10 protein-coding genes and 4 rRNA genes are annotated in these 19,638 nt (G+C 61.3%); 5 read left to right on the plus strand and 9 right to left on the minus strand.

Annotated elements, in window-relative coordinates; translation table 11 throughout:
- Window positions 1-110: 110 nt before the first annotated feature.
- The 6 genes from ACH82I_RS07730 to ACH82I_RS07755 form a co-directional block, all read right to left on the minus strand.
- A 16S ribosomal RNA gene (locus tag ACH82I_RS07730) occupies window positions 111-1,636 on the minus strand.
- Window positions 1,637-2,184: 548 nt separating this feature from the next.
- Complete coding sequence (locus ACH82I_RS07735) at window positions 2,185-3,420, minus strand: type II toxin-antitoxin system HipA family toxin (protein ID WP_230748575.1); 1,236 nt, start codon at window positions 3,418-3,420, stop codon at window positions 2,185-2,187.
- Entirely contained in the window at window positions 3,417-3,710 is a 294-nt protein-coding gene (locus ACH82I_RS07740) for a helix-turn-helix domain-containing protein (protein ID WP_230748576.1), read from the minus strand. Before ACH82I_RS07740 ends, ACH82I_RS07735 begins: the two co-directional genes overlap by 4 nt.
- A 318-nt stretch (window positions 3,711-4,028) precedes the next feature.
- Window positions 4,029-4,148 (minus strand): 5S ribosomal RNA (gene rrf / locus ACH82I_RS07745).
- Between the two features lie 147 nt (window positions 4,149-4,295).
- A 23S ribosomal RNA gene (locus tag ACH82I_RS07750) occupies window positions 4,296-7,410 on the minus strand.
- Between the two features lie 445 nt (window positions 7,411-7,855).
- Window positions 7,856-9,381: ribosomal RNA gene (locus ACH82I_RS07755) — 16S ribosomal RNA — on the minus strand.
- The 16S, 23S and 5S rRNA genes sit together here, the layout of an rRNA operon.
- A gap of 509 nt (window positions 9,382-9,890) precedes the next feature.
- Here ACH82I_RS07755 and ACH82I_RS07760 point away from each other — a divergent pair.
- Window positions 9,891-10,916, plus strand: coding sequence for an epimerase (locus ACH82I_RS07760; protein WP_230748067.1), 1,026 nt, complete (start codon window positions 9,891-9,893; stop codon window positions 10,914-10,916).
- 43 nt (window positions 10,917-10,959) lie between these two features.
- Here the strand turns inward: ACH82I_RS07760 and ACH82I_RS07765 are convergent, their stop codons facing one another.
- The gene (locus ACH82I_RS07765) at window positions 10,960-11,871 is read right to left on the minus strand and encodes a rhodanese-related sulfurtransferase (RefSeq protein ID WP_230748068.1); all 912 of its coding nucleotides are present in this window, start codon (window positions 11,869-11,871) and stop codon (window positions 10,960-10,962) included.
- A 192-nt stretch (window positions 11,872-12,063) separates the two neighbouring features.
- On the opposite strand from ACH82I_RS07765, the gene purL reads away from it, so the two are divergent.
- Entirely contained in the window at window positions 12,064-14,448 is a 2,385-nt protein-coding gene (purL, locus tag ACH82I_RS07770; RefSeq protein WP_230748070.1) for a phosphoribosylformylglycinamidine synthase subunit PurL, read from the plus strand.
- Between the two features lie 103 nt (window positions 14,449-14,551).
- Here purL and ACH82I_RS07775 read toward each other — a convergent pair whose 3' ends face one another.
- Window positions 14,552-15,448, minus strand: coding sequence for a hypothetical protein (locus ACH82I_RS07775; protein ID WP_230748072.1), 897 nt, complete (start codon window positions 15,446-15,448; stop codon window positions 14,552-14,554).
- 341 nt (window positions 15,449-15,789) lie between these two features.
- Here ACH82I_RS07775 and ACH82I_RS07780 point away from each other — a divergent pair, with 341 nt between their 5' ends.
- A complete protein-coding gene (locus tag ACH82I_RS07780) occupies window positions 15,790-17,019 on the plus strand; it encodes a cobalamin-independent methionine synthase II family protein (RefSeq protein WP_413336549.1) in 1,230 nt (409 codons plus the stop codon).
- A gap of 37 nt (window positions 17,020-17,056) precedes the next feature.
- Here ACH82I_RS07780 and ACH82I_RS07785 read toward each other — a convergent pair whose 3' ends face one another.
- A complete protein-coding gene (locus tag ACH82I_RS07785) occupies window positions 17,057-18,457 on the minus strand; it encodes a TIGR01777 family oxidoreductase (RefSeq protein WP_230748076.1) in 1,401 nt (466 codons plus the stop codon).
- Window positions 18,458-18,685: 228 nt separating this feature from the next.
- On the opposite strand from ACH82I_RS07785, the gene ACH82I_RS07790 reads away from it, so the two are divergent.
- Together ACH82I_RS07790 and ACH82I_RS07795 are read left to right on the plus strand one after the other, a co-directional pair.
- Window positions 18,686-19,087 carry a hypothetical protein gene (locus ACH82I_RS07790; RefSeq protein WP_413336550.1) on the plus strand — a complete coding sequence of 134 codons (402 nt, stop codon included), beginning with the start codon at window positions 18,686-18,688 and terminating at the stop codon, window positions 19,085-19,087.
- Window positions 19,084-19,545, plus strand: a complete 462-nt coding sequence (locus tag ACH82I_RS07795; protein ID WP_230748080.1) for a MarR family winged helix-turn-helix transcriptional regulator — start codon at window positions 19,084-19,086, stop codon at window positions 19,543-19,545. Before ACH82I_RS07790 ends, ACH82I_RS07795 begins: the two co-directional genes overlap by 4 nt.
- Window positions 19,546-19,638: the final 93 nt, after the last annotated feature.

Genomic DNA, 19,638 nt, shown 5'->3' on the forward strand with positions numbered 1-19,638 from the left:
ACCCCAGGCGACGCTGTGTGGACGAGCCAATTAGATGATGTTCCACCCTTGAGCTCTCATGACGACCACGTACGGGTCGTGGCATGAGGATCTTAATGTGTGCTCCTTAGAAAGGAGGTGATCCAGCCGCACCTTCCGGTACGGCTACCTTGTTACGACTTAGTCCCAATCACCAGTCCCACCTTAGACGGCCCCCTCCACAAGGGTTGGGCCACCGGCTTCGGGTGTTACCGACTTTCGTGACTTGACGGGCGGTGTGTACAAGGCCCGGGAACGTATTCACCGCAGCGTTGCTGATCTGCGATTACTAGCGACTCCGACTTCACGTAGTCGAATTGCAGACTACGATCCGAACTGAGACTGGCTTTAAGGGATTCGCTTACCCTCACGGGTTCGCCTCTCTCTGTACCAGCCATTGTAGCATGCGTGAAGCCCAAGACATAAAGGGCATGATGATTTGACGTCATCCCCACCTTCCTCCGAGTTGACCCCGGCAGTCTCCTATGAGTTCCCACCATCACGTGCTGGCAACATAGAACGAGGGTTGCGCTCGTTGCGGGACTTAACCCAACATCTCACGACACGAGCTGACGACAACCATGCACCACCTGTACACCAGCCCAAAAAGGGAAAGACTGTTTCCAGCCCGGTCCGGTGTATGTCAAGCCTTGGTAAGGTTCTTCGCGTTGCATCGAATTAATCCGCATGCTCCGCCGCTTGTGCGGGCCCCCGTCAATTCCTTTGAGTTTTAGCCTTGCGACCGTACTCCCCAGGCGGGGCACTTAATGCGTTAGCTACGGCGCGGAGAACGTGGAATGTCCCCCACACCTAGTGCCCAACGTTTACGGCATGGACTACCAGGGTATCTAATCCTGTTCGCTCCCCATGCTTTCGCTCCTCAGTGTCAGTTACAGCCCAGAGTCCCGCCTTCGCCACCGGTGTTCCTCCTGATATCTGCGCATTTCACCGCTACACCAGGAATTCCAGACTCCCCTACTGCACTCTAGTCAGCCCGTACCCACTGCCCGCGCAACGTTAAGCGTTGCGTTTCCACAGCAGACGTGACCAACCACCTACGAGCTCTTTACGCCCAATAATTCCGGACAACGCTCGTACCCTACGTATTACCGCGGCTGCTGGCACGTAGTTAGCCGGTACTTCTTCTGCAGGTACCGTCACTTTCGCTTCTTCCCTGCTGAAAGCGGTTTACAACCCGAAGGCCGTCATCCCGCACGCTGCGTCGCTGCATCAGGGTTTCCCCCATTGTGCAATATTCCCCACTGCTGCCTCCCGTAGGAGTCTGGGCCGTGTCTCAGTCCCAGTGTGGCCGGTCGCCCTCTCAGGCCGGCTACCCGTCGTCGCCTTGGTAGGCCATTACCCCACCAACAAGCTGATAGGCCGCGAGCCCATCCCCGATCGAAAAACTTTCCACCAGAGAACATGCGTCCTCTGGTCATATCCGGTATTAGACCCAGTTTCCCGGGCTTATCCCGAAATCGGGGGCAGGTTACTCACGTGTTACTCACCCGTTCGCCACTCATCCACCCACAGCAAGCTGTAGGCTTCAGCGTTCGACTTGCATGTGTTAAGCACGCAGCCAGCGTTCGTCCTGAGCCAGGATCAAACTCTCCATAAAAAACTTTATGTTACGTAAGAATCCCAGCAAGACAGCCAACCCCTCACGGGGTGAGAAGGTTGACCCAAAAAAAACACAACCAAACACCACAACGGCACCCACCCGGCGAAGGGTCGGCACCAAATGTTTGATCATGTGGTTGTCTTACCAGAAAATAATTATCTGGCATCACTAATTGTTCAAACAAACACGCTATTGGATTCTCAAACCACAAACACACACCCATCACCGAACCACACAAAAGAGCGGCACGTTCACTGGGGGTATCAGCTTCTTGTTGCCCTGCTGGAAGACCTGCCAAACATCTGAGTGTTTGTCCTGGTCACACCCTGTGGAGAACGTTTCGTTTCGATCCGTTATCGCCGGGGCAACGAGATATAACTCTAGACCAGTTCGGGATGTGCGTGCAACTCGAAACCCAACCACGCCACTGTGACACCGCGCACGTAGCCCTGCAGCCCCGTCATCACCGGACCATCGACCTGGATTGACGACGCTTTCCTGCTTTCAGCACACCGAACATCCGAGCTGGAATCGCCGCTGTCCGGTCAGGCGCCTGCGGCGTTCTTCACCCGGTCAACCTGTGTCTCGATGGCACTGCCGATGCGGTCGAGGTCTGTGGACGTGATCGGCAGTGCCGCAGCATGCTGTCGCCACTGCCCGACCGCCTCGGCGACGTCGACCATGATCCTCCGTGCGGCCGGAATGGTCAGGTGACATAAGCCGGCGAACTCGAGGAGCGCCTCTGCTTCGTCGTCGGTTTCGGTGACGCCGTTGATCCCAGTCTGCCGATCAACGACGAGCGAAGGCTGGGGATTGATGTCGAACGCCGGCGACAGCTCCCAACCGGATTCGGTGCGAACGAATCCATGGTTGCGCAGATGATCATCTGTATTGTGAGTGGCCACCGAGAAGACCAAACGACGGAAGAGTGCTTCGCAGTCGCGACGCCAGCGACCGCTGAGATCTTCGATGGCTTCGACGACGTCGAGGTAGTCGGCCGGCTCTCCGTCACGTCGTCCTGCGGCTGTCATGGCGCTGATGTAGCCGTGGCGACGGTTGCCGGTGCGGTCGAATCGCTGCAGAAGCAGGACGGGCCTCTCGTCGATCGTCAGCAGTCTATTGACCGGAACCGAGATGCCGGCGGACTGCGCAAGCCTGAGCGACAGGGCTTCCCAGGCGATGACGTTCCAGTCGTCGGTCTCTCGTGAGAACTTCGCGATCATCAGCGTTCCGTCATCGCCGAGGACGGACGCTTTGGGCCGGGCGCCACCAAGTGAACCGGTACCGGCCTCGAGCAGGCGTTTGATGGCGACGTCGGATCCCTCTGCCGCATCGTCCGCGGCCCGCTGCAGCTCCGGGAGTGAGAGCAGCTTCGGGATATGAGTGCCGGAGCCGAGGTACTCCTCTGCGATGGAATGTCTGAAGCGAAGCGCACCCTGCCGTGTCTCATCGCTGACGCCGAGCAGATAGTCGACATCGGTCAGCCGACGATCCCGAGCGATGCCCTCGCCGACAAGCCTGCGGTGCTGTTTGGCCACAAGATTCCTGCCCCATCGATCGGGGGCGCAGTCGGAGAAGCACCCGGGCAGCCCAGGAACGCTGAAGGGAGCAGCAGACAGCGACAGCAATGGATCGATGGGGTAGGCCCAACGAGAGGAGAGATAGTCGTCGGAGTATCTGAAGGTCGTCGAGATTTGCCCTCTGGCCACATGGAAGTAGGCCGTGCCGACGAGCACCGCGCCATCGTCATGAGCCATCTCGACCCGGATCTCTTCGCTCATCGACGGATCCGCTCAGGCAGTACCTCAGATGCACGCAACTTGCCCACGTCGGTGCTCAGAGGGTCGAACGACTCGGCGACGTGCTCCAGCTGCCCTAATGCCTGCATCACCGACAGCACCGCCCCGAACGAGACACCGGCCTCACCGCGTTCGATCTTCTGCAGGGTAGAGCGGGAGATTCCTGCACGCTCCGCGAGCTCCTCGGCCTTGAGCGACTGCAGCAGTCGCCACCGGCGTACAGACCCTCCGACCTCGCCGAGGCGACGCGTAACTGACCGTGTAACGTCCATCTCGAATCCTAACGACTGAGCTACTACCCACTAACCCGCTATATGACTAGATTACGACTCATCATACGGCTCGACAAGGGGCGACTCGGCATCCGTGCGGCGTCGCTGCGCCACTGCACACCGTCATAACCAGCTACTCCCACTTGGCTCCGAGCTGCCATCATCAGCAGATAACTATGCAGCCGATTGGAAGCCGCAAAAGCCACGAGGGGAGTGTCCTCCTGACCGTAGCCAGGAGGACACTCCCCTCGTTTGTGTTTGGGTGTGAATACACGAAGAGGGCCACCCCCAACAGGGGGTGACCCTCTCCAAAAAATATTGCGGCAGTCACCTACTCTCCCACAACCACCAAGTTGCAGTACCATCAGCATGAAATGGGCTTAGCTACCGGGATCGGAACGGTTAACCGGGCGTTTCCCCACCACTATCACCACCGCAAAACCAACAAACCACCACCACACGCCACAACGACGTATCGGCGGTAGTGGTCCAAGAACCGCACAGCGAACGCGAACACCACAAAAAATGTGATCTCGTATGATCAAACAGAGTGTCTACTCTTCCACGCACACACCAACCCAAAAGGTTGATGAGTGATCGGTGTATTAGTACCAGTCAACTCCACACCTCACAGTGCTTCCATACCCGGCCTATCAACCCCATCATCTATAGGACACCTCCCCCCACAAAGTGGGTTGGAAATCTCATCTCGGAGCAGGCTTCCCGCTTAGATGCTTTCAGCGGTTATCCATCCCGAACGTAGCCAACCAGCCATGCCCTTGGCAGAACAACTGGCACACCAGAGGTTCGTCCGTCCCGGTCCTCTCGTACTAAGGACAGACCTCCACAAATTTCCTACGCACGCAGCGGATAGGGACCGAACTGTCTCACGACGTTCTAAACCCAGCTCGCGTACCGCTTTAATGGGCGAACAGCCCAACCCTTGGGACCGACTACAGCCCCAGGATGCGACGAGCCGACATCGAGGTGCCAAACCATGCCGTCGATATGGACTCTTGGGCAAGATCAGCCTGTTATCCCCGAGGTACCTTTTATCCGTTGAGCGACCACGCTTCCACAAGCCATGGCCGGGTCACTAGTCCCAGCTTTCGCTCCTGCTCGACACGTCCGTCTCACAGTCAAGCTCCCTTGTGCACTTACACTCGACACCTGATTGCCAACCAGGCTGAGGGAACCTTTGGGCGCCTCCGTTACTCTTTAGGAGGCAACCGCCCCAGTTAAACTACCCATCAGGCACTGTCCCTGAACCCGATCAGGGTCCGAAGTTAAGGAATCCAGAATGGTCAGAGTGGTATTTCACGAATGACTCCACCAGATCTAGCGATCCAGCTTCATAGTCTCCCACCTATCCTACACAAACCACACCGAAGCCCAATACCAAACTATAGTGAAGGTCTCGGGGTCTTTCCGTCCTGCTGCGCGTAACGAGCATCTTTACTCGTAATGCAATTTCGCCGAGTTCGTGGTTGAGACAGCAGAGAAGTCGTTACGCCATTCGTGCAGGTCGGAACTTACCCGACAAGGAATTTCGCTACCTTAGGATGGTTATAGTTACCACCGCCGTTTACTGGGGCTTAAATTCTCCGCTTCACCCCCCGAAAGGGGTTAACAGGTCCTCTTAACCTTCCAGCACCGGGCAGGCGTCAGTCCGTATACATCGACTTACATCTTCGCACGGACCTGTGTTTTTAATAAACAGTCGCTTCTCTCTGGCCTCTGCGACCACCACCAGCACATCCCCAAGCAAGTTGGGTTCACCGGGATGGCCCCCCTTCTCCCGAAGTTACGGGGGCATTTTGCCGAGTTCCTTAACCACGATTCTCTCGATCACCTTAGTATTCTCTACTCGACCACCTGTGTCGGTTATAGGGTACGGGCAACACACACCCTCACGTCGATGCTTTTCTCGGCAGCAGAGGATCACCAGATCACCCCACCAAGTGGGGCGCCCATCAGCTCTCACACTATGTGTGGGGACGGATTTGCCTACCCCCACGTGCTACAACCTTAGACCGTGACTACCATCGCACGGCCTGGCTACCTTTCTGCGTCACACCTCACGCTTACCGACTCCACACTCAGGTCCCCCCTCGCTCATCCCAACTCAACCGAAGTCGAAAAGGGCGAGTCTGGGGGTTAGTATCATGTGTTTTGGTACTGTCGGTTGTGTGTCGGTACCAGAATATCAACTGGTTGTCCATCGACTACGCCTGTCGGCCTCGCCTTAGGTCCCGACTTACCCAGGGCGGATTAGCCTAGCCCTGGAACCCTTGGTCATCCGGTGGACGGGTTTCTCACCCGTCTTTCGCTACTCATGCCTGCATTCTCACTCGAGCCGCCTCCACCACTAGTTCACACTGCAGCTTCACCGGCGACTCGACGCTCCCCTACCCAACACCCCACCATTACGGCTATCTGGGATGCTGCCACAACTTCGGCGGTGTACTTAGCCCCGCTACATTATCGGCGCTCAATCACTTGACCAGTGAGCTATTACGCACTCTTTCAAGGGTGGCTGCTTCTAAGCCAACCTCCTGGTTGTCTTCGCAACTGAACATCCTTTCCCACTCAGCACACGCTTAGGGGCCTTAGTTGATGGTCTGGGCTGTTTCCCTCTCGACAATGAAGCTTATCCCCCACTGTCTCACTGCCACGCTGAACCTTACCGGCATTCGGAGTTTAGTTGACGTCAGTAACCCGGTGGGGCCCATCAGCCATCCAGTAGCTCTACCTCCGGCAAGAACCACGCAACGCTGCACCTAAATGCATTTCGGGGAGAACCAGCTATCACAGAGTTTGATTGGCCTTTCACCCCTAACCACAGGTCATCCCCTCCATTTTCAACTGAAGTGGGTGCGGGCCTCCACAACATCTTACTGCTGCTTCACCCTGCCCATGGCTAGATCACTCCGCTTCGGGTCTAGGACACGCGACTAGATTCGCCCTATTCGGACTCGCTTTCGCTACGGCTACCCCACACGGGTTAACCTCGCCACGCACCGCTAACTCGCAGGCTCATTCTTCAAAAGGCACGCCATCACCCCAACAAAGGAGGCTCTGACGGATTGTAAGCACATGGTTTCAGGTACTCTTTCACTCCCCTCCCGGGGTACTTTTCACCATTCCCTCACGGTACTATTCCGCTATCGGTCATCAGGAAGTATTTAGCCTTACCAGGTGGTCCTGGCAGATTCACACGAAATTCCACGAGTTCCGTGCTACTCGGGTATGTACACAACGTCGGGGACACATGTTTCGCCTACGGGACTCTCACCCACTCCGGTCCTGTTTCCCACCAGGTTCGACTACACGCATCACACATCAACGTCCCGGTCATGCTGGACCGAACACGCACACCCCACAACACCCAACCAGCAACACCAGCACGCTTGACACTGATCAGGTTTAGGCTCATCCAGTTTCGCTCGCCACTACTCCCGGAATCATTGTTATTTTCTCTTCCTACGGGTACTGAGATGTTTCACTTCCCCGCGTTCCCTCCACACACCCTATATATTCAGATGCGGGTCACCACCCTCACAGGTGGCGGGGTTTCCCCATTCGGACACCCTCGGATCAACGCCCGTTTATCGGCTCCCCGAGGCTTATCGCAGATTTCCACGTCCTTCATCGGCTCCTGATGCCAAGGCATCCACCATGCGCTCTTATACACTCATCCCACCCCACACGGGCTGGTTTCGTGTATGCGCGAAAATATTTTTCAATCACTCTAAGATGATCACAAGAAAATCACATTACATAAACAACCCCACACACACTCCCCCACAAAGAGGGGATTGCTGCGGGCCTGTTGATGCTCGCGTCCACTATACGATTCTCAAACCACTACCAAACACCACCCCAACACCTGCCACAACACGTGGCACCTGCTGGTTCGGGTTGGTCCTGTTGGTTGAAACCACACCCACACACAGTGTGCGGGAGCTTGTGATTCCAGGACCCAATAACGTGTCAGTTCATATTCGCCCACGCTCACCGCCACCCGAGGCACAAACCCCAGGCGACGCTGTGTGGACGAGCCAATTAGATGATGTTCCACCCTTGAGCTCTCATGACGACCACGTACGGGTCGTGGCATGAGGATCTTAATGTGTGCTCCTTAGAAAGGAGGTGATCCAGCCGCACCTTCCGGTACGGCTACCTTGTTACGACTTAGTCCCAATCACCAGTCCCACCTTAGACGGCCCCCTCCACAAGGGTTGGGCCACCGGCTTCGGGTGTTACCGACTTTCGTGACTTGACGGGCGGTGTGTACAAGGCCCGGGAACGTATTCACCGCAGCGTTGCTGATCTGCGATTACTAGCGACTCCGACTTCACGTAGTCGAATTGCAGACTACGATCCGAACTGAGACTGGCTTTAAGGGATTCGCTTACCCTCACGGGTTCGCCTCTCTCTGTACCAGCCATTGTAGCATGCGTGAAGCCCAAGACATAAAGGGCATGATGATTTGACGTCATCCCCACCTTCCTCCGAGTTGACCCCGGCAGTCTCCTATGAGTTCCCACCATCACGTGCTGGCAACATAGAACGAGGGTTGCGCTCGTTGCGGGACTTAACCCAACATCTCACGACACGAGCTGACGACAACCATGCACCACCTGTACACCAGCCCAAAAAGGGAAAGACTGTTTCCAGCCCGGTCCGGTGTATGTCAAGCCTTGGTAAGGTTCTTCGCGTTGCATCGAATTAATCCGCATGCTCCGCCGCTTGTGCGGGCCCCCGTCAATTCCTTTGAGTTTTAGCCTTGCGACCGTACTCCCCAGGCGGGGCACTTAATGCGTTAGCTACGGCGCGGAGAACGTGGAATGTCCCCCACACCTAGTGCCCAACGTTTACGGCATGGACTACCAGGGTATCTAATCCTGTTCGCTCCCCATGCTTTCGCTCCTCAGTGTCAGTTACAGCCCAGAGTCCCGCCTTCGCCACCGGTGTTCCTCCTGATATCTGCGCATTTCACCGCTACACCAGGAATTCCAGACTCCCCTACTGCACTCTAGTCAGCCCGTACCCACTGCCCGCGCAACGTTAAGCGTTGCGTTTCCACAGCAGACGTGACCAACCACCTACGAGCTCTTTACGCCCAATAATTCCGGACAACGCTCGTACCCTACGTATTACCGCGGCTGCTGGCACGTAGTTAGCCGGTACTTCTTCTGCAGGTACCGTCACTTTCGCTTCTTCCCTGCTGAAAGCGGTTTACAACCCGAAGGCCGTCATCCCGCACGCTGCGTCGCTGCATCAGGGTTTCCCCCATTGTGCAATATTCCCCACTGCTGCCTCCCGTAGGAGTCTGGGCCGTGTCTCAGTCCCAGTGTGGCCGGTCGCCCTCTCAGGCCGGCTACCCGTCGTCGCCTTGGTAGGCCATTACCCCACCAACAAGCTGATAGGCCGCGAGCCCATCCCCGATCGAAAAACTTTCCACCAGAGAACATGCGTCCTCTGGTCATATCCGGTATTAGACCCAGTTTCCCGGGCTTATCCCGAAATCGGGGGCAGGTTACTCACGTGTTACTCACCCGTTCGCCACTCATCCACCCACAGCAAGCTGTAGGCTTCAGCGTTCGACTTGCATGTGTTAAGCACGCAGCCAGCGTTCGTCCTGAGCCAGGATCAAACTCTCCATAAAAAACTTTATGTTACGTAAGAATCCCAGCAAGACAGCCAACCCCTCACGGGGTGAGAAGGTTGACCCAAAAAAAACACAACCAAACACCACAACGGCACCCACCCGGCGAAGGGTCGGCACCAAATGTTTGATCATGTGGTTGTCTTACCAGAAAATAATTATCTGGCATCACTAATTGTTCAAACAAACACGCTATTGGATTCTCAAACCACAAACACACACCCATCACCGAACCACACAAAAGAGCGGCACGTTCACTGGGGGTATCAGCTTCTTGTTGCCCTGCTGGAAGACCTGCCAAACATCTGAGTGTTTGTCCTGGTCACACCCTGTGGAGAACGTTTCGTTTCGATCCGTTATCGCCGGGGCAACGAGATATAACTCTAGACCAGTTCGGGATGTGCGTGCAACTCGAAACCGGAGTCTTGCTTGTGACAACGGTCACCAGCAAACTCGAGCGGCTGATTTCTCCCGCGGCTTGGCCCTGCACCCGGTGCTACGGTCGTGCCATGAGCGATGACTCCATCAGTTCTTCCGGTCAGTCCGCCCGTCCTCGTGCCGTCATCGCGGGAGCTTCCGGCTTCATCGGCGGTTCTCTCGTCACTCCCCTGCGCGTGTGGGGCTATGAGGTGCGCACCATCGGACGCCCCGCCTCGGGCAGCGATGCCACTTGGGACTCACCGAACGAGATCGCCGACCTAATCGACGGCGCCGATCTCCTCATCAACTTCGCCGGGCGCAGCGTCGGATGTCGCTATCGCGATCGCAACCGGCAGGAGATCTGGGACTCCCGGATGCTGACCACCCGAGCGCTCAACGATGCTGTCGCGGCCGCCTCGGCGCCTCCACGCCTGTGGATCAACTCGAGCACGGCGACGATCTACCGCCATGCGACGGACCGTCCGCAGACCGAGGCCGACGGCGACGTCGGGGAGGGCTTCTCCGTCGATGTGGCCAAAGGGTGGGAGAAGGAGCTCTTCGCCGGAGAGCTGCCTGAGACCCGGCGAGTGGCGCTGCGCATGGCCATCGTGCTCGGCGACGGTGCCGCCCTGAACATGCTGGCAACTGCCGCACGCTTCGGCGTCGGCGGCCCTCAGCTCGAGGGCCGATGGTTGCCGCATACCCGGTACCGCGGGATCGGTCCTGACGCCTCGGGGCCGAGAGTCTGGCGACAGCACCCGCCGACGCATGGCCACCAGCGCTTCAGCTGGGTGCACATCGAGGACGTCATCCGCGCGATCCGGTTCATCGACACCCACGACGAGCTCACCGGCCCGATCAACGTCTCCACCCCCGGGGCCTCCGACAACTCGGCCCTCATGTCCGCACTGCGCTCGGCCGTGCGGATGCCGATCGGCATTCCCGCTCCGAGGTGGCTGCTCGAGATCGGGATGATCGTCCTGCAGCAGGAATCCGAGCTCGTACTCAAGAGCCGCTGGGCCGTGCCCGAAAAGCTCGAGCGGGCCGGCTTCGACTTCCGCTGGACGGATATCCGGGCCGCGACCAAGTCTCTGCTGCGCCACCCCGGTAGGTGACGGCTGCGCTCTGCCGCGCCAGCCGCGTAGGTGACGGCTGCGCTCAGCCGGCGGCCGCCTCGGCGGGGATCCCTGCCTCCACGCACTCGGCACAGTAGGGCTGGAGACCCTTCTCCGTGCACTCGGCGCAGCGCAGATACTGCCGGCGGCATTCGAGGTTGGCACAGTTGACGAACTCCGGGGTGTTCTTCCCGCAGCACACGCATTGGCCGATCGATTCGCCGTCCTCCCCGAACTCCACGTGCATGCGCTTGTCGAAGACGTAGAGGGAGCCGTCCCAGTAGCCGGAGTTGCCGAAGGTCTCGCCGTAGCGGACGATCCCGCCGTCGAGTTGGTAGACCTCCGAGAAGCCGCGGTTCTTCATCAGCACGGACAGGACCTCGCAGCGGATTCCGCCGGTGCAGTAGGTGACGACCGGCTTGTCCTTGAGTTCGTCGTATTTGCCGGATTCGATCTCCGCGATGAAGTCGCGGGTCGTGTCGGTCTCGGGCACGATGGCGTCGCGGAACTTCCCGATCTGGGCCTCCATGGCGTTGCGGCCGTCGAAGAAGACGACGTCATCGCCGCGTTCGTCGAGGAGTTTGTGCAGGGCTCCGGGCTTGAGATGTCGGCCGCCGCCTTCGACGCCGTTCTCGGTCACGGTGATCTCGTCGTCGGTGCCGAAGGTGACGAGCTCGGGGCGGACCTTGACGCTCAGGCGCGGGAAGTCGTCGCCCTCGCCGTTGGACCATTTGATGTCGGCCTTCTTGAATGGGGCGTAGGACTTCGTGGCCCGCACGTACTGCTTGACGTCGAAGATGTCCCCGCCGATGGTAGCGTTGATGCCGTCCTTCGACACGATCACTCGCCCCTTGAGCCCGAGGCTCTCGGCCAGGGTGTGCTGCCAGAGCTTGACCGCCTCGGGGTCGGCCAAGGGGGTGAAGACGTAGAACAGGACGATCTTGGGAGTTGCCATGGCCACCATTCTAAATGCGCGCCGAGGCGCTCGATCCTCATCCGGACCGTGGCGCTCACCGCATGTCCGCCCGACATCCGCCCGACATCCGGCCCGCGATGGTCAAGGCGCGGACCGCTTCGCTCCCCCGCCGTGACCCCGGCTAAGATTGGCGCTGAGTGCCGCGTCGTATGAAAGGGCCCCGAAGAGGACATGTCGTCACACCTCAGTTCTGCCGATTCCGCGCAGGTCGATCCCCCGCAGGAGAATTCGAAGAAGGTCAAGGAGACGGTCGAGTTCGCCGCCGCGAATCCGGAGGTCGAACAGCCCTATGCGGATCTCGGTCTCAAGGCCGACGAATATGACAGGATCCGGGAGATCCTGGGACGTCGCCCCACCTCGGCGGAGTTGGCGATGTATTCGGTCATGTGGTCCGAACACTGCTCCTACAAGTCCTCGAAGGTCCACCTGTCGAAGTTCGGTGACAAGGTCACCGAAGACATGAAGAAGCACCTGCTCGTGGGCATCGGCGAGAACGCCGGCGTCGTCGACATCGGCGACGGTTGGGCCGTGACCTTCAAGGTCGAGTCCCACAACCACCCCAGCTATGTCGAACCGCACCAGGGTGCGGCCACCGGCGTGGGCGGAATCGTCCGCGACATCATCTCGATGGGCGCCCGCCCGGTCGCCGTGATGGATCAGCTGCGCTTCGGTGCGATCGACCATCCCGACACCTCCCGCGTCGTCCACGGCGTCGTCTCGGGCATCAGCAACTACGGCAATTCCCTGGGCCTGCCCAACATCGGCGGCGAAACCGTCTTCGACTCCGTCTACCAGGGAAACCCCCTGGTCAACGCCTTGGCTGTCGGCGTCCTCCGCCACGAGGACATTCGCCTGGCGAATGCCTCGGGCAAGGGCAACAAGGTCGTGCTCTTCGGTGCCCGGACCGGCGGCGACGGCATCGGCGGGGCTTCGATCCTCGCCTCGGAGTCCTTCGACGATACGAAGCCCTCGAAGCGTCCGGCCGTGCAGGTCGGCGACCCCTTCGCGGAGAAGGTGCTCATCGAATGCTGCCTCGAACTCTTCCACGCCGGAGTCGTCGAGGGCATCCAGGACCTCGGAGCCGCCGGCATCAGCTGCGCGACCTCGGAGCTGGCGTCGAACGGCGACGGCGGCATGCACATCGCCCTCGACGATGTGCTGCTGCGCGATGAGACCCTGACTCCCGAGGAGATCCTCATGTCGGAGTCGCAGGAGCGCATGATGGCCGTGGTCCGCCCCGACCGCCTCGAGGATTTCCTCGCAATCGTCGGCAAGTGGGATGTCGAGACCTCCGTGCTCGGCGAGGTCACCGACACCGGCCGCCTCATCATCGAATGGCACGGCGATGTCATCGTCGACGTGCCCCCGCGTTCGGTCGCCCACGACGGACCCGTCTATGAGCGTCCGATGCGTGAGCCCTCATGGACCGCCGAGGTGGCTGCGAACACCGTCGAAGCCGCCGGATTGGCGCGTCCGTCCACCGATGAGGAACTGCGTCGGACCGTCCTCCAGCTGGCCGGATCGCCCAACCTCGCCTCGGCGGATTGGATCACCGGGCAGTACGACAAGTACGTCCAGGGCAATACCGCCCAGGCCTTCCCCGATGATGCCGGAGTCGTCCGCGTCGACGAGGAATCCGGGCTCGGCGTGGCCATCGCCACCGATGCCAACGGCCGCTACGGCTACCTCGATCCTGCTCGCGGCGCCCAGCTGGCACTGGCCGAGGCCTACCGGAATGTCACCACCGCCGGGGCCATCCCCCGGGCCGTGACTGACTGCCTCAACTTCGGCTCCCCCGAGGATCCGGAGATCATGTGGCAGTTCGCCGCCGCCGTCGAAGGCCTCGCCGAGGCGTGCCAGGATCTCGGCATTCCCGTCACCGGCGGCAACGTCTCCCTCTACAACCAGACCGGCGGAGTGGCCATCCACCCGACCCCGGTCGTCGGTGTCCTCGGTGTCTTCGACGACGTCACCCGCGCCACCCCGAGCGGGTGGAAGGAGCCCGGCCAGACGATCTACCTGCTCGGCACGACCGCGGCGGAGCTCGACGGATCGGCATGGGCCGATGTCACTGCCGGCCACCTCGGCGGGGTTCCCCCGCAGTACAAGCCGGCCGCGGAGCGGGAGCTCGGCGAGATCCTCGTCAACGCCTCGCGCGACGGCATGATCGATGCCGCCCACGATCTGTCCGAGGGCGGCCTGTCCCAGGCGCTCGTCGAATCGTCCCTGCGGTTCGGCACCGGGGCCAGGGTCTGGCTCGATGAGGTGTGCGAACGCGATGGCATCGACGTCTTCACCGCTCTTTTCTCCGAGTCGACGGCCCGGGCGATCGTGGCCGTGCCGCGGTCGGAGGAGGTCCGGTTCAAGGACATGTGCACCGCTCGGCACTTCCCGTTCATCCGCATCGGCATGACCGACACCGGTGACGAGGCACCCGCCCTCGAGGTCGTCGATCACTTCTCCATCGGCTTGGACGAACTGCGCGAGACGCACGAGGCGACGTTGCCGAAGCACTTCGGCGGCGCAGCCGCTGCGGCGACCGAAGCCGCTCTGTAAGTCGAATCCGGCAGAGCTCAGGCCCGGACCACCCCCGCAAAGGGGCTTGGTCCGGGCCTTTTCTCGTCGTCCGGCGGGGTGGGTCAGTGCCTGGCGGGACGGGTCAGCCTTCGCTCGGCACCGATCCTCCGTTCATACGTCCGCAGGCGTGGAGCAGGATGAGGGAGCCGTACATGAGCACGAGCGCGAGCAGCTGCGTCGATACGGTCGCGAGGACCGGCGGAACCCCTGAGATGTTGAAGAGCAGCTGCACCGTCGTCGAGAACGTGCCGAAGAGGATGGCAAGACCTGCCGCCATGAGATGCACCCACCAGCGACGGTTGCGGGCGATGTTCCAGGCGATGAGCATTGCCGCCGTGATGCCCATGGAGAAGACGATGAAGATGAGGCTGTGGATCCACATTCCGGGACCGAAGTCATACATCATCATGAGCATGAGCCTGTTCAGAGCTGGCGGGACAACGAGCGCGAGGACTCCGGCGACCGCGTAGATCCCTCCACCGATCAGTCTCTTGGCCCAGGTCGTGTTCCGCGCGAGGAGGAAGGCGCCGCCGACAACGAGGAGACTGAGCACCCCAGCCATGACGCTGATGAGCGGATATGCCGAGAGAATCACCAGCCGCTCCCCGGTGATGACGAGCGGCAGCAGAACGATGCCGGGCAGGTGGGCGACGAGGATTCCCGACCACAGCAGGATCCGAGCAGGCCAGCCCGGGGTGGAGGAACCCGGGGTGGAGGAGCCGGAAACGACCGCGGACGGCGGGGTCGGCATCGCGTTCCAGCCTCCGATTGGGGCCTGAACCGCAGGATTCCCAGGGGACGGCACCTGTGCGTCCTGGGACGCGGTCACTCCTCGCAAGTGCGCCGGGATGCCGGAGTTGCGGACTCGTTCCTGCTGGCCGGGGAGGATCCCCAGCCCGAAGTGCGCCTCGGCATTGTCTCCCGGGCCCCAGTCCGAGTCGCCCCCGGGACCGCTCCGCTCCGACCGCTGGTCGCTCATTCCGCAACTATAGTCCTGCGCCGGGGCCTCCTACCCGCAACGCCGTGTTCAGCCGAACGACGATGTTCAAACCGGCGCCGACGGATCCACTCGACCCGATCGTCGTTTGGACCAGCGCCGTGACTCCGTCGCAGACACCGGCCCACATCACGGCGACGACCAGGACCCACCAGCGACGATTGCGCGCGACGTTCCAGGACCCGAATCACCCAGGTGACCCAAGATGACGACACCCACACATGCATCCACGCTGATGTGATTGCCTGAGGGAAGAACTGCGGTCGAACGGCCGTTGCCACGACCGCAGTGCACAGGCAGTCGAACCACCGAAGGAGTCAACGATGGCCGCCATCCGCACCTCGCACGCAGGATCCTTACCCCGCACCCCCGAACTCATCGAAGCCAACAAGGTCAAGCAGGCGCAGAACCACGCGCGTCTCGCTGGTGAGTCCGTCTCCGACGCCGAGACCAAGGAGTTCGACGAGCTGCTGGCCGCCAGCGTCGTCGACCTCGTCAAGCGACAGAAGAACCTCGGCATCTCCTTGCCCAACGACGGCGAATACGGTCACTCGATGGCGGCGGACTTCGACTACGGAGCCTGGTGGCACTACTCGTTCGCCCGCACCGGCGGACTCGAGCTCGACAACGTCGACAAGTGGGACGCTCCCGCCGTCCGCTCCGAACCGGGCAAGACGGTTCTCACCAGCTTCGGCGACCGCCGCGACCGCAACCTCTTCCCCGGGGTCTACGGTGACGCGAATGCCGGCACGGACACCGGCCAGCAGCCCCAGTTCCCCAAGGCCACGAGCGCCATCAGCTACATCGGCCACGATCAGGTCGCCAGCGATATCAAGAACCTCAAGACGGGCCTGGCTGCGGCCGGCTACGGCGAGCGCGAAGGCTACATCAACGCCCTCTCCCCCGGCTCTGCCTCCCGCATCGCCAACGAATACTACAAGTCCGATGAAGAGTTCATCTGGGCCTGGGCCGATGTGCTGCGTGAGGAATACCTCGCCATCACCGAGGCGGGGCTGACCGTCCAGATCGACGATCCGTCCCTGGCCGAGAACTTCGACCAGATCAACCCCGAACCGTCCTTCGACGACTACCGGGCGTTCATCCAGGTGCGCATCGATGCCCTCAACCATGCCCTGCGCGGAATCGACCCGGCCCAGGTGCGTCTGCACACCTGCTGGGGCTCATGGCACGGACCGCACGTGACCGACCTGCCGTTCAAGGAGATCGTCGATCAGGTGCTCTCCGTCAACGCCGGCGGCATCACATTCGAGGCCGCCAACGTCCGCCATGAGCACGAATGGCGGATCTGGGAGGACACCAAGCTGCCCGAGGGCAAGTACATCATCCCCGGCATCGTCTCCCACTCGACGAACGTCGTCGAGCACCCCGAGCTCGTCGCCGATTGCATCGAGCGCTTCGCCAAGCTCGTCGGCCCCGAGAACGTCGTCGCGTCAACCGACTGCGGCCTCGGCGGACGCGTCCACCCGGAGATCGCTGTGGCCAAGCTGCAGTCCCTGACTCAAGGTGCCGAGATCGCCTCGAAGCGGTTCTGACTCACAGAACCTGATCCGATCCGACTCTTCGCCCACTTCACGCTCCGCTGCCGAGTTCCTCCTCGAGGCAGGCGGGCAGCGTGGGGTGGGCGAACTGGTATCCGGTCTCCTGGAGCTTCTCCGGCACCACCTTCTGATCGGCCAGCGCGAGCTCCTTGGCACCGTCGCGGCCGAGCACGAGTTCGGTGACGAAACCGGGCGTCGAGATCCGGGCGGGCCTGCGTAGGTGGGCGGCGAGCGCCTCGGCGAACTCCGCCTGTGACACCAGATCCGGGGCAACCGCGTTGACCGGACCGCGCACATAGTCATAGAGCACGGCATGCACATAGGCCCTGGCCACGTCGTCGAGGGAGACCCAGGCCAGCCCCTGCTCACCGCTGCCCAATCGGCCTCCGGCACCGGCGAGATAGAGGGGAGCCTGAAGCTTGAGGAACCCGCTCAGCGAGGTCAGCACGACCCCGGTGCGGATCGAGACCCGACGGATCCCGGCGTCCTCGACCCGGGCCGCCGCAGCCTCCCACTCCTGGCACACCTCGGCGAGGAATCCCTCTCCGGCGGGTGCGGATTCATCCACGGGCTCCGCCGAGCTGGATCCGTAGATCCCGACCGCCGAGGCGCAGACGAACACCTCGGGGCGCTTCTCCTCCGGCAGGGCGCACATCGTCTCTGCGAGCAGCGTCGTCGATTCGATCCGGGAGGACCTGATTTCCTCCTTCGCCTTCTTCGTGAACCGGGTGGCGATGGATTTCCCGCCGAGGTGGACGACCGCATCCGCCCATGCGAGGTCGCGGGAGTTGATGATCCCGAGGTCGGGGTTCCAGTGCACTTCGTAGGGGAACTTCGGAGTCCCGCGCACCAGCAGGCGAACGAAGTGGCCGGCGGTGGAGAACAGTGCCGCGACCTGCCGGCCGATCAGCCCACTGCCGCCGGCGATAAGGATCCTCTTGCCCTTGTTCCTGGTCAGCAGGGGTGCGTTGATGCTCTCGAGGAATTTGATGTCCGCGAGCATGCGGCGGTGTCTGGCTTCGAACGTGGCCTCGAGATTGTGGGTGAGGCTGCGGTCGATGGCCTCGAATCCCTGGGGTGCCATCGAGAACTCGATGTGATCGTCGATCTTCGTCCCACCCGCGACCGAGGTGAACTCGTGGGTGTGCTTCCACTGAATCAGCGGACCCTTCTTGAGCTCATCGACGAAGGAGAACCGGGACGGCCCCTCCGAGTGCACCGAGCTGAACGGCCGCCGGACGAGTCCGTAGCTGCCGGGCAGGCTGGTCTTAACCTGAGCGACGGAGCCCGGCGCGATCGGCGGATAGCTCTCCTCGACGATCTCCTGCGCCCAATGGGGCGACAGCCTGGTCAGAGCTCCCGGCTGCGCGTGCCAGTTGAAAGTCGTCTCGGCAGCGAGCGGGACTTCAGATGTCCACTCGAAATTGGTCATGACATCCCTCCTACCAGAGATGATGCCACCGGAATCTGAAAGCCAGCCCGACAACGCGCCCAAGCCCAGATGAATTATCCCCACGCCTGGGCGCAGGCTGCGTCGAGGGCAGACCGCAGCGTCGAGGGGCGACTCCCTGCAGGATGCTCTCGAAGCTGCGGTCTGCTCTCGGCGAAGTGTCCTACCGCACCGCATCGATTTCTATGCAATTCGCATATAATTCTGCTCATGAACATGAACACTGCGCTCGAAGACGCGATCAGCGAATGGCACACTGCGGTCAATCACGGCGACCTCGAGCGGGCAGCCGCCGCGGTCGGCACGCCGATCGTCGTCCTCGGCCCGAAGGGCGCGGGGCCGATCACCGCCGAACAGTTCGCCCAATGGGTCGAACGCTCCGGCATCTGCCTCGTTCCACGCTCATGGCATCCGGTCAGCGACCGGCTCATGGTCGTCGAGCAGGATGCCTCGTGGTCGCGCAATCCTGCCGAGCCGAGCAACGACATCACCAAGGTCGCCACCGTCTTCCGGGTGACCGATGGAACGGTCACCGCCGCCCTGCGGCTGCCGGATCTCAGGTCGGCGCTCGATCTGGCCTATATCTGCCGTGAGATGGCGGCCAGCGAATGAACGCCCGCTCGCCCGGGCCGGGACAGACCCTCTTCTCCTTCGTCCGACATTGGTCGCGACGACAGCTCAGCGGCCACCCGTCGGAGTCCTCACAACAGGGACGGATCGTCCTCGTCACTGAGGCCGTCGATTCGCTCGTGCTCCGCGGGGAGCCGGCGACGGTGAATGCGGTCGCGGCTGAGATCGGCATCGACCAGAGCGGGGCGTCCCGATTGGTCGCCGCGGCCACGAAGTCCGGTCATCTCGTTGCGACCGCCTCGGCGAACGACGCCCGTCGCCGAGAGGTGACCGTGACTGCGGCCGGCCGATCGCTGCTCACCGATGCCCACGCCTGGCAGGAACGGGTCTTCGGCGAACTGACCGCAGACTGGAGCGAGCAGCGCCGCAGCGAATTCGAGCGGTCGATGAGCGAACTCATCGACCGCTCGCGTGAACTCGACAGCGGCGGCGCCCTCTAGCGGCGCCCACCGAGCGCAGGGTGCAACGCCGAACGCAGGCCGCAGCGTCGAGGGACGACTTCGTGAAGCCTGCTCTCGAAGCCGCGACCTGCG

Source organism: Brevibacterium sp. GP-SGM9 (assembly GCF_047300845.1).
Lineage (GTDB): Bacteria > Actinomycetota > Actinomycetes > Actinomycetales > Brevibacteriaceae > Brevibacterium.

What these genes read in the sequence shown, in the direction of transcription:
- ACH82I_RS07740 (WP_230748576.1), bottom strand. Translation starts at nt 3,710, where the DNA reads ATGGACGTTACACGGTCAGTTACGCGTCGCCTCGGCGAGGTCGGAGGG.
- ACH82I_RS07735 (WP_230748575.1), bottom strand. Translation starts at nt 3,420, where the DNA reads ATGAGCGAAGAGATCCGGGTCGAGATGGCTCATGACGATGGCGCGGTG.
- ACH82I_RS07760 (WP_230748067.1), top strand. Translation starts at nt 9,891, where the DNA reads ATGAGCGATGACTCCATCAGTTCTTCCGGTCAGTCCGCCCGTCCTCGT.
- ACH82I_RS07765 (WP_230748068.1), bottom strand. Translation starts at nt 11,871, where the DNA reads ATGGCAACTCCCAAGATCGTCCTGTTCTACGTCTTCACCCCCTTGGCC.
- ACH82I_RS07775 (WP_230748072.1), bottom strand. Translation starts at nt 15,448, where the DNA reads ATGAGCGACCAGCGGTCGGAGCGGAGCGGTCCCGGGGGCGACTCGGAC.
- ACH82I_RS07780 (WP_413336549.1), top strand. Translation starts at nt 15,790, where the DNA reads ATGGCCGCCATCCGCACCTCGCACGCAGGATCCTTACCCCGCACCCCC.
- ACH82I_RS07790 (WP_413336550.1), top strand. Translation starts at nt 18,686, where the DNA reads ATGAACATGAACACTGCGCTCGAAGACGCGATCAGCGAATGGCACACT.
- purL (WP_230748070.1), top strand. Translation starts at nt 12,064, where the DNA reads ATGTCGTCACACCTCAGTTCTGCCGATTCCGCGCAGGTCGATCCCCCG.
- ACH82I_RS07795 (WP_230748080.1), top strand. Translation starts at nt 19,084, where the DNA reads ATGAACGCCCGCTCGCCCGGGCCGGGACAGACCCTCTTCTCCTTCGTC.
- ACH82I_RS07785 (WP_230748076.1), bottom strand. Translation starts at nt 18,457, where the DNA reads ATGACCAATTTCGAGTGGACATCTGAAGTCCCGCTCGCTGCCGAGACG.